Origin of the sequence: Chroococcidiopsis sp. SAG 2025 (assembly GCF_032860985.1) — a bacterium.
In the GTDB taxonomy this organism is placed as follows: Bacteria; Cyanobacteriota; Cyanobacteriia; order Cyanobacteriales; family Chroococcidiopsidaceae; genus Chroococcidiopsis.
In genome coordinates this window covers 101,733-115,415 of sequence record NZ_JAOCNC010000005.1, presented here as the reverse complement: position 1 = coordinate 115,415, position 13,683 = coordinate 101,733, and the positions used below count along the sequence as shown (strand labels likewise).

14 protein-coding genes and 1 pseudogene are annotated in these 13,683 nt (G+C 46.1%); 3 read left to right on the top strand and 12 right to left on the bottom strand.

Features of this window, described 5'->3' with window-relative positions; all coding sequences use genetic code 11:
* Positions 1-137: 137 nt before the first annotated feature.
* Complete coding sequence (locus tag N4J56_RS37875; RefSeq protein WP_317112095.1) at positions 138-803, top strand: response regulator transcription factor; 666 nt, start codon at positions 138-140, stop codon at positions 801-803.
* Positions 804-1,071: 268 nt separating this feature from the next.
* On the opposite strand, the gene N4J56_RS37870 is transcribed toward N4J56_RS37875, so the two are convergent.
* The 5 genes from N4J56_RS37870 to N4J56_RS37850 all read right to left on the bottom strand — a co-directional run bounded on the left by N4J56_RS37870 (position 1,072) and on the right by N4J56_RS37850 (position 5,992).
* A complete protein-coding gene (locus tag N4J56_RS37870; protein WP_317112093.1) occupies positions 1,072-2,994 on the bottom strand; it encodes a GMC family oxidoreductase in 1,923 nt (640 codons plus the stop codon).
* A 37-nt stretch (positions 2,995-3,031) separates the two neighbouring features.
* Positions 3,032-3,763: an orotidine 5'-phosphate decarboxylase / HUMPS family protein gene (locus N4J56_RS37865; RefSeq protein WP_317112091.1), complete on the bottom strand. Its 732-nt coding sequence runs from the start codon at positions 3,761-3,763 to the stop codon at positions 3,032-3,034.
* A gap of 294 nt (positions 3,764-4,057) precedes the next feature.
* Positions 4,058-4,582, bottom strand: coding sequence for a 6-phospho-3-hexuloisomerase (hxlB, locus tag N4J56_RS37860; protein ID WP_317112090.1), 525 nt, complete (start codon positions 4,580-4,582; stop codon positions 4,058-4,060).
* Positions 4,583-4,676: 94 nt separating this feature from the next.
* Positions 4,677-5,630: a hypothetical protein gene (locus N4J56_RS37855; protein WP_317112088.1), complete on the bottom strand. Its 954-nt coding sequence runs from the start codon at positions 5,628-5,630 to the stop codon at positions 4,677-4,679.
* A gap of 107 nt (positions 5,631-5,737) precedes the next feature.
* A complete protein-coding gene (locus N4J56_RS37850; protein WP_317112087.1) occupies positions 5,738-5,992 on the bottom strand; it encodes a DUF4278 domain-containing protein in 255 nt (84 codons plus the stop codon).
* A gap of 466 nt (positions 5,993-6,458) precedes the next feature.
* On the opposite strand from N4J56_RS37850, the gene N4J56_RS37845 reads away from it, so the two are divergent.
* Positions 6,459-6,752, top strand: coding sequence for a transposase (locus N4J56_RS37845; RefSeq protein WP_317112086.1), 294 nt, complete (start codon positions 6,459-6,461; stop codon positions 6,750-6,752).
* A gap of 723 nt (positions 6,753-7,475) precedes the next feature.
* Positions 7,476-9,248 (top strand): group II intron reverse transcriptase/maturase, encoded by a 1,773-nt coding sequence (locus tag N4J56_RS37840; protein WP_317112085.1) that lies wholly within the window; start codon positions 7,476-7,478, stop codon positions 9,246-9,248.
* 107 nt (positions 9,249-9,355) lie between these two features.
* Here the strand turns inward: N4J56_RS37840 and N4J56_RS37835 are convergent.
* The 7 genes and pseudogenes from N4J56_RS37835 to N4J56_RS37805 form a co-directional block, all read right to left on the bottom strand.
* Positions 9,356-9,661, bottom strand: a pseudogene (locus N4J56_RS37835) (Tn3 family transposase); the annotation flags it as partial.
* A gap of 1 nt (position 9,662) precedes the next feature.
* On the bottom strand, positions 9,663-9,812 hold the full coding sequence (locus N4J56_RS37830) for a hypothetical protein (RefSeq protein ID WP_317106469.1): 150 nt from the start codon (positions 9,810-9,812) through the stop codon (positions 9,663-9,665).
* Between the two features lie 46 nt (positions 9,813-9,858).
* Positions 9,859-10,332, bottom strand: a complete 474-nt coding sequence (locus tag N4J56_RS37825) for a transposase (protein ID WP_317106468.1) — start codon at positions 10,330-10,332, stop codon at positions 9,859-9,861.
* 570 nt (positions 10,333-10,902) lie between these two features.
* Positions 10,903-11,121, bottom strand: a complete 219-nt coding sequence (locus tag N4J56_RS37820; protein ID WP_317112083.1) for a Tn3 family transposase — start codon at positions 11,119-11,121, stop codon at positions 10,903-10,905.
* A gap of 4 nt (positions 11,122-11,125) precedes the next feature.
* Positions 11,126-11,452, bottom strand: coding sequence for a Tn3 family transposase (locus tag N4J56_RS37815; RefSeq protein WP_317112082.1), 327 nt, complete (start codon positions 11,450-11,452; stop codon positions 11,126-11,128).
* A 10-nt stretch (positions 11,453-11,462) separates the two neighbouring features.
* Positions 11,463-12,167 carry a Tn3 family transposase gene (locus tag N4J56_RS37810; protein WP_317112081.1) on the bottom strand — a complete coding sequence of 235 codons (705 nt, stop codon included), beginning with the start codon at positions 12,165-12,167 and terminating at the stop codon, positions 11,463-11,465.
* Positions 12,148-13,596 carry a DUF4158 domain-containing protein gene (locus tag N4J56_RS37805; RefSeq protein ID WP_317112448.1) on the bottom strand — a complete coding sequence of 483 codons (1,449 nt, stop codon included), beginning with the start codon at positions 13,594-13,596 and terminating at the stop codon, positions 12,148-12,150. The genes N4J56_RS37810 and N4J56_RS37805 overlap by 20 nt, the downstream gene beginning before the upstream one ends.
* Positions 13,597-13,683 lie beyond the last annotated feature (87 nt).

The window sequence follows — 13,683 nt, the reverse complement described above, 5'->3', positions numbered from 1 at the left end:
ATGAAAGTTAATCGAATAAATATCTATCAATTGATGGACGAATAATTAGTCGATAGTGAGTAAATATATAGCTTACAACTGCCAAAGCTTCTGACACTTGTATCATCAAGGAATTAATGATACAGCAAAATTTTGCCATGAGTACGATCCGCTTATTGCTTGTTGACGATCAAAGCATTATCAGCCAAGGGTTAAAAGCAATGCTTGAGCTGGAACCAGATTTGCAGGTAGTAGGAACTGCAAATAATGGTAGGGAGGCGATCGCTCAAGTAGCCTCTCAGCACCCCGATTTGGTGTTGATGGACGTGCGAATGCCAGTTATGGACGGTCGAGCAGCTACACGGGAGATTTCTCAACAGTTTCCAGATGTAAAAGTCATTGTCTTGAGTACATTTGATGACGATCGATACATCGCCGACTCCATCCGAGCAGGTGCAGTTGGATATTTGCTCAAGGATATGCCATCGGAAGAGTTAGTGCAGACGCTTCGACTAGCCTATCGCGGCTATACTCAAATGGGACAGGGGCTGTTGGCTAAGCTAATGACAAGGGTTCTAGAAGATGCAAACAAGTCAGAATCAAAACCAGCTTTGCCCGAAGACCTAAACTCGATCACGCCTCGCGAGCGAGATGTGTTGCGTTTGGTCAGAGACGGTTCGACAAATCGTGAAATTGCCAACCAGTTATATATTGCCGAAGGAACGGTGAAAACTCATATTACCCATTTGCTAGAGCGACTCAACCTGAAAAATCGCGCCCAATTAGCCATTTACGCCAACTCGGTATTTAGAGAAAGCTGCTAGATCCAACGACCTGCACTAGCTCTCATTTGCGATTTATGGCAAGGAAGTCGTTGCGGGTTGTGTAGCGGATAGCCACAGTGCCAACGCACGCAACGCAGAACGATTTGCGCTCTTATGTGCCGTCATTTTGTTGGGGTTGGACTTGAGCATGAGAATGGGTGTAGAAACTCCTTCCCAAATAGCTCGATCGCTCTCAAACCAATTGACAAATAATTACAGCACAATGTCGTGCATCTAAATGGATTTGGAAAAATAGATGAAAGGATACTCACCTATTTTCATAGACAGGCAAAATCCTTTGACTTTTGGCGCTGGCTAAGATAACGTCACTTGCTTTTTCACTAATCATATAGATCGGTGTGACGATAAAGTAGCCAGGAACGCGCGGGAAGACCGAAGCATCTACAACGCGCAGATTTTGCGTACCGTGAACGCGGAATTCACTGTCAACCACCGCCATAGGATCGTTTTTTGGACCCATCTTGTTACTGCATGAGGCATGATGCCCCCACGCCTCAGCCTCCGCAAATTGGCTAATCTCTTCGCGCGATCGCACCGTTGAACCTGGAATTACCTCTTGTGAGATATCTGCAATCTGCGCGTTCATCCGACGCACAAATTCTACCCCATTCACCACAGATGCCAAATCCTCGCCTTCATTGTCGCTGCCTTCGGTAAAGTAATGGAAGTTGATTTCGGGAGTATCCCGTGGATCGGCTGAGCGTAGTTTTACGGTTCCGGCGCGATTGCGCGTGTGCGCTTTCAGCACAGTCCAACTGAATTGGTTTCCTACATTTGAGAGGGGCTTAGACCAACCAGGATAATAGCCTTGGTATGGTACAGGTAAGCCGAAGATGAAGAGGTCGGGAACTGGTCGGGCTGGATCGGACTTCCGAATATGACCTGCGAACGTAGCATTGCTCGTATAAATCCCCTGACCCTGCTCAAACTGAGCCATACAAGGATCTGACGTTTTTCCTGGGGTACAGTTCTGGGTGAGATTGAAATCTGAATTCATCTGCGTTATCACACCGACTTCGTAGCGGTCTTGCAGGTTCTCGCCAACACCTGGAAGGTTAACAATTTGCTCGATCCCATGTTGGCGTAGTTCATCTGCCGGACCAATGCCGGAGAGTTTGAGAATCTGAGGGCTGTTAAAAGCTCCTGCTGCCAAGATCGTTTCGCGAGCAGCATACATCACCTTTCTGGAGCTGGGTTCCGATCCATCGAGCGGAGCCTGCGGATCGGCGCGATAAAGATGAGCGCCCTCAAGGTACTCAACACCAATTGCAGTCGTGCCACGGAAAAGCACGCGAGTGACTAGGGTGTTGGTTTTAACAATCAGATTGTTTGGTAGCGCAGCAGCAGTCTCTCTAATCAAGTCACGCGGACCACGCCGCCGACCATTGCGAGTCGCTTGCGGGATGTTGTAGAATCCTTCAGTATCCTTTAAGTTAACCATCCAAGAATTTGGATCGAGTTCCTTGCGTAAAAATGCGTCAAGTAAGCTTTCGTCACCAGCCTCACGGGCAGCTGAAAGCAAGATCTGCTGCATATTGCTGTCTTTGTAGAACAGCATGGGATCGGTAATCTCGGTTGTCAGCCAGCCATCAAATCCATGACGTGTTGGGTTGTCAGTGCTTGGCTCAACATAGCGGCACTGCTCCATCCGCTCAAAATACTTTCGCATATTCTCGGCTTTCCAACTAGGATCGCCAGTATTTTCCGCGATCGCATCCCAATCACTGTTATTGGGATAAATCGTAATCATTAGATTATGCACGGTGCATCCGCCCAGCGTACCAGCTCGCGGATACAATACACCACCTCGGTCAGCAACGTACTTACTATTGCGCTTTTGACGTGACTCGTCTGCGTACTGCCGCACGAAATAGTCCCATCTCACTCTTGGGTCTTCGCCGACCAGCGGGCTGAATAATGGCACTTGAATCAGATCGTCGGCTTCACCATCGCTACCCGCCTCGATTAAAACGACCTTATGCCCTGCCTTTGCCAGATTGACAGCGAGAGGACCGCCGCCCGCACCAGAACCAACTACTATATATTCAACAGGTGCTGATGGGTCGATAGCAACAGCTTTCTTCTGGTAGGCTAATGAAGTTGCTAACCCAGTAGAAAATAGGGCAGCATTTTGCAGAAAGCGACGACGATTTAAAGAGCGATCAAACATTGATTTTTCCTCATTTTCGTATAAAGTACAACTTGTTTTATCGTTCGATCGCTGCCCACGGAGCATTAGAAAGGAGACGTGGCTTTAATCGATCAATTTCGAGTTGGAACTGGGCGATCGCCGCGTTGGGATCGTTGCTTCTGGTAATCGCACTGCCGACAGCGATCGCGAAAATCTGCTCGGCATACGGTTTCAAGTTTTTGATATCGCTGGGCTTGAGTCCTCCCATTGGGATAACTTTAGTAGAGGTATGTTTAAGTTGTTGACAAGCCTTTTCAATCAATGCGAACGGGTTCTTTCCAGCCGCTTGTTCGTTCCAACCTGTATGGCAACTGATTAAGCTCGCTCCCAAACTTGCTAACTCTTGCGCTCTGATAACTTTCCAATTTTCATCCTGGTAAGTCATCAGATCGAAGGCAACGAGTTTCTGATGAGCGTTTGCACCGTTAATTGCCTCAGTAATTGCTTCATTGGGAGCCGCTGCCATGACCGTGACTAAATCGACTCCAGCCGCATAGTAATCATTCCCTTCTGCGCTATAGGGAACATCAAAGCCTTTAAAGTCAGCTACAAGCATTTGACGATTGTTCAATCGCTGGCGGAATTCAGCAACGATGGGAAATCCCTCTAGCGCCGCATGAAGCAGCGTCGGTCTACCGATTTCATGAATAATGTCTGGATCTGGATGCTTTTCCAGAATTGTCTCCAACATCGCTAAGGACTGTGACGTAGAGGTGTAATCGTAAGCGATCCAAAGATAAGGTTTCATGGTATTCCTTTGATAATTTACTTTGAGGCGCTTGAGTAGCAGGCGAACAAAAATGTACGTTAAGACCAACTTTGCCTAAAACGAAAGTTAGCCACTATCTTCCGAATAAGCTGAAACCCCGATCGTTTTGTCAAATAACTTTTTGACTTTGCCTAGTTAGACTTTAACTAGGCAAAGTTGGCTAAGTGCTAAAATGCTTTCTCATTCAGCATTTTGAGCTTAGCGTACATTTCTGTTCCAATGCTACTCATGGGCGTTTGACGATTTGGAATGAGGCGATCGACGGCGAGTACATTACTCTAAATTGGCGTGCGAAGCCAGGAGTAACGGAGCATTTTTATTGAGCATTTGCGACAGGACATAGAACAAAGTATCAAAGAATAATATGGTTGATTGCTCAAACAAAGAACCAGCAAATTGTTGCGATTGGGCATTATCAAAATTTTGCTTCGTTGCCGCTGCTAGTTCAATTGGAAGATCGACAAGTTGACCCAACAAAGATTGCTTGTCGACTGTTACTCCTACAAGGTATGCTCCGATCGCCTTTGCTTTGGTAGCAATGGCGCACACAGTTTCAGTACTGCCAGAACCTGAGCAAGCGATGAATAAATCGGTAGATTGAATCGATGGTGTCGTCGTTTCACCCACGACGTAAACCTGGTAGCCCAAATGCATTAGTCGCATTGCTGCCATCCGAATCGCCAAACCACTACGACCTTCACCAATTACAAAGATTCGCTCAGCATCCGTTATTTTTTGCGCCAACTGCTCGACTGCTGGATAAGAGATCGCTTGCAGTACGCGTTGATTTTCTGCCATAACTAACTCAATAGCTTGAGTAAAAATCGCTTGCATTGCTGTATTAATAGTTACACTAGATTTGGGTAGACTGCTGCTTCTACAATTTGCTTTTTTACTCCGTAACCCTGTAGTAATTCTCTATCCAAGACAACAAACCTTCTTCTACAGGAGTTAAATTAGTCCGCTTGCTCAAGTCTTTTAGAAGATTTTCTGCTCCTCGGTCGAGTGATTCAATCTCTCGCAGTCGCCTCACCCGCCTCAAAGTCTGTGGCAACTGTCGCTTGTCATCCGACGAAGCAATCTCGTTCAAGTTTTCTAGTTTCACACTCATAGTGGCATCATGTACCTCAACAGTTACCGTCGAGTCTGTCAGCTCTTTTGCGATGCAACAGCAGCCATTATATTTCCTCTGCTGACCTTCGAGATTGACTAGGGTGAAAACATCACCTACTTGCCAATCGTGTTGAGCTAGCACGAGGGGCTTTTTTTTGAGCTGCGCGACAATTTCGTTAACAATTCGACCAGAAGGGACTTTACCATTAGCTGCTTCTATGGCTTGGTACCACACTTGCCACTGCTCGTTAGCAGTCTTTAAGCTAGTTAAAGGCTTCACTTGCTCCAACTTGGTAGGCAAAATTCGAGCCTGGAGGGCGCTGACATTATTTTCATCGAACTGCTCTGGTTCATGTGGCTGATTTTGAGAACGATTCGTTCTCATTTGTTGCAAATTTTCTATCACGACAGTAGCAGCAATCAAATAATCGCTGTAACGACGAGAAAAGCCAAACCGAGCTTGACAGTAAGCTTCAAATGTTCTGTGTGTAGAGCGATACAGCCGTCGCTCTCGTAGTTGGGCAAGTGCTTTACCTGTTTGATAGAATGCCTGCCTTACCTTCAACTCTAACAGATGGCGATCGCGTTGTTCTTCTGGGGAGAGCGGTGCTAAAATTTCTCCTGAAGCCGCTTCTTCTGGTGTAAATCTATTGAAATCGTCCCCAGAGGAAGATTCAGTAGCTACAAATTCTCGCTCGCTCACAAGAGCTAGTGGAGTTGAGTTGTAATTCATATTCCTTATCTGATTTAGTTCCTATTCCCAAACAGAGTTACAGAGAAATCATGTGGCTGCTTTAACTGGAATTTGGATCGAGAGCGCCCTACTAGTGCGCTAACTCCTCAGACCTTTCTATTGACTGAGAAGGTGCTGCCTTGATACATCAACTTGTAGTAGGTGATGCCTCGATAAATCAATTTCTGACCTACTAGTTTTGTAGGTACTTGGGTAGCTTTGGTTTGAGGATCGATGCAATAGGTCACGCCACGATAACTGAGGTGATAAGCTGCTCCAGGTTCGCGAACTTGAACGAATGGGCGAGCGTCAGCTTTAGAAGGATGACGCTCGTATGTCATGCCACGATATGTGAGTTTCATATTTCACCTCTTAAATATGCAATCTGCGAATGTGAACTGCTATCTCGATTGGATTTGAACGTTGGTGCGTCAAAAAATGGAGCTACGGGGTGCATCGATGTTCAGATCTAACTTCAGAACTTTGGATTTAACGAGCCGTCGCCCGCACGCTTGACTGAGATACGAGCTTTGCAATTTACAAAGATGATTTTGAGGGACTAAATATATCCCCATGTATCTCCGGCTTCTACTTTTCTTTTTACGTAAAATGTTCCGTTCTCGTAAAATTTCTTCACAAATCAATTTTGTCGGTAGACCCGATGATGAGCCTTCTAAGTATTACAGTTGTAGATAAGCTAGACTGTATTTAGAAGTAGATGAATAGTAGCAATGCTTGACACATCCAACGTATTCCTAACAGGTGTTGCGTTAGAAGCCCTATCCGAATGGAGTAGCACACTCAAGACGTTTCAGCAAAAGCACAGGATTGCACTTTGCTCGCTCAGAAGCACGCCAAGCTGCTTTCGATTACATTCAAGCCCTTCTCAGCCCCGTGGAACGGAAGAATGGATGGCAAATGGCTGAGCAAGTGGGCTATACCAATCCATATAGGTTGCAGCATTTATTAGGGCGGGCGCAGTGGGATGCGGATGCAGTGTGTGCCTTTGTCAAGCAGTATGCAGGGGAGCATTTGAAGAGCGAGACAGATATTCTGGCAATTGATGAAACAGGCTTTCTCAAACAAGGAGAGCAATCAGTAGGTGTGCAGGTGCAGTACTAGGGATTGAGCCGAGATAAGTGCAAGTGCGATTCGTTCTGGAGAAACCCAGATTTGGGGGGATTCCAGGCATTAGTAGAGTAACCCTTAATGGGATGAGTTCGCACTTTAATCCTCTACTAGTGACAACTTGATACCCATGTAAGTGAGGCGATTAACCTAGAAAGCCAACTCTTACCACCCTGGTGCGGGGATGAAAGCGCATAAACTACCAGTAATGGTAGCCCCTACGAAGGAGACTGACTATCAAATTCGTAAAGCGGGGATGAAAGCAGTTAATGGTGGCAATTGCTGAAAGCACCAACTGCCAGCAAGAGTTTATGAGGAGAGTAAACGAAGTGTCGTTGAGCCATCGTTAGATCTCACCAAGGGATATAAGCTTGTGTTCCGGACACACCTTGGGCTGGAAATAACCGGCAAGGGGTTTGGACTGTTAGGATCTTGCAACCAAAGCAGCGTACCTCAAATGACCCCCGGTGGATAGACACCCTCTAAAGACTCAAAACAATGGATATCAGGAACGAAGTAACCCAAATGATAGTTCCTATAGTGGTCGATATATAGGTAAGCAGTCAAGCCAAAAGCATTATTTGGGAGGGATGGGTTAACAAGCAAATGCCTAGACCGAACTAACGGTCAAAGCCTGAAAAGGGATGGAGTAATATCCAGGATAAGCAGACATAACCCGCAATGTGTTTGTATCTAGAGGTGTAAGTAGCAGTGAATATGCCTAAATCAGATTCAACAATGGATACTGAGGGATGGAAGACTATCAACTGGCGAAAAGTTGAGCGATATGTCTTTAAATTGCAAAAACGCATCTATGCCGCTTCACGTTGTGGTGATAGGAAGCGAGTTCGACAGCTCCAGAAAACCCTAATGAGGTCCTGGTCGAATCGGGTATTAGCGGTAAGAAGGGTAACACAAGATAATCAAGGGAAAAAGACCGCAGGAGTGGATGGAATTAAATCACTATCCCCAGCGGAGCGATTTAACTTGGCAAAGGGTCTATTCATTAACGGTAAATCCAAACCTACACGTAGGATATGGATACCCAAACCAGGGAAAACCGAATTTAGACCACTCTCAATACCCACTATCTTTGACCGTGCCCTACAGGCGGTAGTAAAAGCTACCCTTGAGCCAGAATGGGAGGCTCGTTTTGAGCCATCAACCTACGGTTTTCGACCCGGGAGATCATGCCATGATGCCATCAAACACATCAAAAACTGCATAGTATCGAAACCTAAATATGTCTTAGATGCAGATATTTCGCAATGTTTTGACCGAATAAATCAGGAAGCATTAATTCTGAAGCTAAACATGAACGGTTCAGTCAGGCGACAAATCAAAGCTTGGCTAAAGTCGGGAGTGATAGATTCAGGAGCTTTTACTGCCCCAACGGCTGGAGTACCTCAAGGCGGGGTGATTTCGCCATTATTATCATCCATCGCCTTAGATGGATTAGAAAGCCTAATAAACCATGATTTTCCTACTAATTCAGCAGGAAAAATCAGAGGGGCAAAAAGCAGATTTGGCTGCGAAATATCCCAAGTTACTTGTATCAAGTACGCGGACGACTTCGTGGTCATAAATGAATCCCTAGCGGTCATAAAAAGATGTGAGGAAATCATCAAAGATTGGCTCAAAGGTATTGGTTTAGAATTGAAACCTGAAAAGACTCGGATAGCACACACGCTACATCCCCACTTAAGTGAAGATGGTAAACCTGGATTTGATTTTCTGGGACACCACATTCAACAAGTACAAGTAGGGAAGTACCGAGACAATAAAAGTAGTCAAGGTATCCATCTTGGTTTCATCACTCTCATTACCCCTTCAAAGAAGGCAATTGAAACTCATAAACAACGCATGAAAAGCATCATCACAAAACACAGGTCTCATTCCCAAGCGGAACTCATTAAAGACCTGAACCCTGTTATTAGGGGATGGGCATCATATTATAGAGTTTCAGATGCTGGAACTACCGGGGATTTTGCTCGGTTAGATAGAATCACCTATCTTCGTTTAAGAAGATGGGCTAAAAGACAAACCGGAAGCATTAATCAGGGTCATCAAAAATATTGGCACCCCATAGGAGACAACCACTGGGTATTTACCACCAGGTCAGAAAGTAATCCTTTACGATTACTATCACATAGCGAATTTCACTCCAGCGTGAACGATTATGTCAAGGTGATTGGTGATAAAAGCCCTTTTGATGGAGACTTAATTTACTGGAGTTCAAGACTAAGCAAACACCCTGAGATGCCTACTACTAAAGCGAAGCTTCTCAAACAACAAAAGGGTAAATGTGCTTGGTGCGACCTACATTTTCAACAAAGCGATTTATTGGAAATTGACCATATTAAACCCATTTCTTGTGGAGGTAAGAAGGAATGGCAAAATCTCCAATTATTACATCGCCATTGCCACGATGAGAAAACTGTCAATGATGGCAGTTTGAAGTCCCATATTGACAAAATGGAAACACATTGAGTAGCCGTGTGAAGGGACAACTTTCATGCACGGTTTCGGACGGGAGGGGTGGAACAGTAATGTTCCCCTCGACCCTATCAAAAGTGCCACTTCTCTGGAAGCACTTGCTATATATAGCTTTCAATAATTTCAATTGGAAGGAGTATTGCTCCCTCTAACGGCTGTGGGATGTTATGCAAATCCACCACATAGTCTCCATACCGCTTGAGGTGTCTAGTGATGTAAGGGCTAAGAGTAGCAATTTCCTTTTGATGAATCGGGTATCCCTCTAGACTCAAAGCTTGAATTGCTTTGGATAGATCGAACGCATTTTGGAGAATAACCGCACTTGCTACCAAATCTAGGTATTTAATTCGCTTTTCCAGCTCTTGGGGATCGTTTTCTGTAATCATGCCATCCTTGCCGATGAATAACTCAGATCTTGCAGCATTCTCGATAAGCAAGAATGGGTAAAGGTTTGAGGATAATTTCAAAATCGAATTGTGCAGCAATGTCAGCATTGACTCGGATGAACCGCAGCAATTGTAACCACAGAACCGAGGGAAACAGTACAGTTAATGCCAAATCACTGGCAGCTTTCCAATCCAGGACAGGAGGTAGTGACCATTGGTCAATCCAATGCGCCAATAGATAGGCAATTAGCGCTCTTGATGAGCCAGCGATAGACACCAAGTTTCGTAGTTTGCCCAAAGCGATGCAGCCCAAAACGATGTTTGCTCGTTTTGAAAAAGCCCTCAATGCAAGAGCGCTTACGTCCTAGCCGCACCAGATAAATGCCAGAGTAAGGATGGGTAGAAACGACAAAGCGCAGTTCTCGCTTGCCTTCGGCTCGTTTGAGCCAGAACCAGGACACCGTCAGTGGCTGTGTGTCTCCCGCTAAATACACCTGTTGTCCACGGTTGGCATGGCGATACAGTTGCTTTAGATGACGACCGTCCTGCATTTTGCGATTGCAGCGCATCCCCACGACTGCTCGCCACGACTGCTTTCGCACTGCTTTGAGAAACTCTACGGTGCCAAACTCCGTATCTGCCTGTACAATGACCACCCTGCCCTGACTCAACTGGGTTGGAACCGTTGCCAACAACTTGCAGGCTAATTGTACTGGGCGCTTGATAGCCTTTGCCCCGCCAGACCCGAAAGCTCCAAGGCACTCGCCACTCACCCACCACCAGGTACAATACTACTAAATGTAATCCCCGCTTACCGTTAAGTATTCTCACCCAGGGGTCAGGTGCCTTGGGGTCATTCGTCGGCGTACTCAACTGCAAAAACTTGCCGCACTTTTCGAATGTCGTTAGATCGATCAACACTCGCAAAGGAGTGCTTGGATGAGGGGGATGAGCGGTCACTTGCTGCAACACCATTTGACGAGTCGTGCGAATCACGCTACGAGTAGACCAATTGTAGTGATTCAAAAATCGACTCAATGAAGAAGCGGATTTCACCTGGGTGTGCTGGGGTAAAGGATATCCTTGAGCTTCAAGAAACAGCCCGAACAGGGCGTTTAGACTGGCTTTCTGGTATGTGCTAGGCATTAAGCAAAGAAGGCTATAGACTAGCCCTTGGGCGTATTCGACGATGGTTTCCATAATCGTCAACTCAAATTATTCCTACGCCCTTTCTTCCAGATTTTGGCTCTTTTGGCAACCCTTTATTGAGAATGGTGCAAGATCTCAGATAACCAATCTAGAAAATGGTTATATCCCTCCACGACGTTGGTGCAGGCAGTAACTTGTTGGCGCAGCCCTCGGTCAGAAATATATCGCAGTAAAAAAATTGTTCGCACCACCTGTCCTAACTCTCGAAAAGCTTGATACAGACGGTTCTTACGGCTATAGCTGCCTAGTTTACGAAGTATTGTGGAAGGCATCAGTTTACCCGCCTTGATCGACAGCACCACTCGCTTTACTGTCTTGCCAGTGGGTCTTGATGAGCTTCCAGTCCACCACAGCTTTAAACAACGGGTCAATGTATTTGTACACTGCGTCCTGGGTGGGACGGAAAAAGGTGAAATCCTTCCAGTTACGGATGCGTGGCATTAATTTAATTCCCAAAAGATACGACAGTGCAAACACAGGTGCAGACTGTCCTTGAGTATCTGCGTGCAGCGTGTCCGGCTGAATGTCCGAAATGTTCTTCAGTAAACCGTCTAAAATATACACCGCTTCCCAAACACCACAGGTGATGAAGTGTGTAAACAAAGCAATGTACTTATCGGAAACGTGGTGATAAGCAATCCCACCATAACCGCGCCCTGCGGATATGGTACTCTGACAGCAGGTTGTTTTCGTAGATCTCAAACTTACTACCATCCGCCGCTGCCCGAGTCCCACTACCCCAGCACTTTGGAAGTGAGAGACGATTGTAGGCGTTGATGATATCCCGAATTGCTGCTTGTAGTGTCTCGGCGGAAACGTGACGGCGGTTAGTGTAGGAGAGCATGTGGGAAGTTACCAGCCCTCGGGTGTGACGAGCTGTTTGATTCGGTCCCAGGTTACAGCCGTAGCCAAAGGTTGTGAGAATATAGCGTTCCATTGGCTGCTCCATTTTGGGTTCTGAACCAGACAACGGACCAAAATGTCGTGTCCAGTTGAGCCAATGCTCGACGTTGCAAAGGATATCCAGGACGCTGCGCTCTGGCAGGCGTTGCAAAATAGCTGCTTCTAATGCTGCTGCCCCATCAGGTTTTTCTTGGGCAGGAATGCGTTTCAGTAAAGGCTCTCCATCCTTGCTGATGCTAACCTGCTTACCATCAGAACAGATTTGGTCTACGGATTCTGCTGTTTGAGTGAGCAAATGTTGCAAATGCTGAACAAAATCTTCGGAATTTGAGGGGATGCCAAGTGAGAGGCAATATTCTTCCATCATGGGTTCATACTCATCCCAAGTGAGCAACTCAGGCACGGAAATCTGCATAGTTTTCTGACCCTTCTACACAAGCATCCCCCGTCTTTAGCTCCAGTGCCAAGTAGGTGAAGACGCAAATCTCTAGTTGTTGGCGAACCAAAACTTCAGTATTATCTTGGCGTTTGACTACCAACCGCCGCCATTTATCACCGATAAAACTTAAATCAATATCGAAAGGCAAGCACTTACCTCGCCGATGTTCCTGCTCAAGCACAAAAGTCAGGGCTGACATCAGTGATTGGTCTTGGGTCGTAGAACGGATATCCAATGACCGTACCAGTCCAAACAGAAGCTTACGGTAGCGAGAATAAAACTGCCATAACAGGGGGAAGTAGTTATCGCTGTTGTAAGCTGCAATTTCCTCACACTGCTCTAACAACAGTTGTGAACCTCCTAGACTGGTGAAGACGGACTGTACTTGTTGTCCTAAAGCTGCGTCGTCGATGTTTTCACTGGAAACAGATAATATTTGCGCCAAAACTCCAAGCAAAGCTTCAGTCTGCGCCAGATGCTTTTCTCGCAACTCGACTAGCTTGGCTTTAGCGTTGTTATGGATAGTTTGCAGACGTTTGAGAAACATTTCCACCAAGTGGTCTCGTGTTTTAACCTGAGCCTGGTACAGTAGGCACAGTAGTAAAGTGCGGCGTTTGGGGAGCTTTAGATCTTGAAACTCTGACCTGTCCAATGCTTTTGCTTGTGCGGCAAAGGACTTTACCTTACTGCTCGCAATGCCTGATAACAATCGCTTGGCATCCCCAAAGGACATCAAGGAGTTAAATTTAGCCAGGAGTTCCTGCATGTGTGAAAGAGTGGCGCTTTTGGGCGGGGATTTTAACAAATTCAGTGTGGCTATTGACTGCTGTGACTCTGACAAGAGCAATTGATCCAGGTAGGCTTGCTCGATTTGGGATAATCCAGCACACACCTGCCCAAACAAACGAGTGTTGGTGATGGAGCGGACATTGCTAGCTAGTCGGTCAATGGTGCTAAAGGCTGGCAACTCATAACGCTCTTTAACCAACTTCTCAATCGCCACATTTATCAAATCCGCAGGATGATCCTTGACGGATGCGGCAACCGCAATAGCTTTTGCAGCACATTCTTGGGCTACATTGTCATAGGGCTTAACGTCCAAGTAGGCTCGAATTGCTTCAGTGTAGCGACGACGGGAACGTAGAGAGGGAATCGCTGACACCTTAGCACTCAGTTTTAGAATGGAGCGGAGGTGGTTGATAATTGGGAGTGGAACAAAATCTGGATGGGGAAAGTAACCGAGTCGTTGGAAGGCTTTCAGCATTACCAGCAAACTTAGCCGTCCGTTATTACCGTGAGCCTTAGCATTGGCAAACTGAATTTCCTCTTTTGTCGGAGTGTAAAGTTCTGCTAATTCTTTTGCAGTAGGGTGCTGCTTGAATTGAGGATAAGCGGTACGTTCAATCGCAGTAATTTGGTGTCCTCCAAAACAGACGTTTGGTCAGGATGCCAAAATGTCTGCTAATGCTCCTGATATCCCCCTTCGTTCATG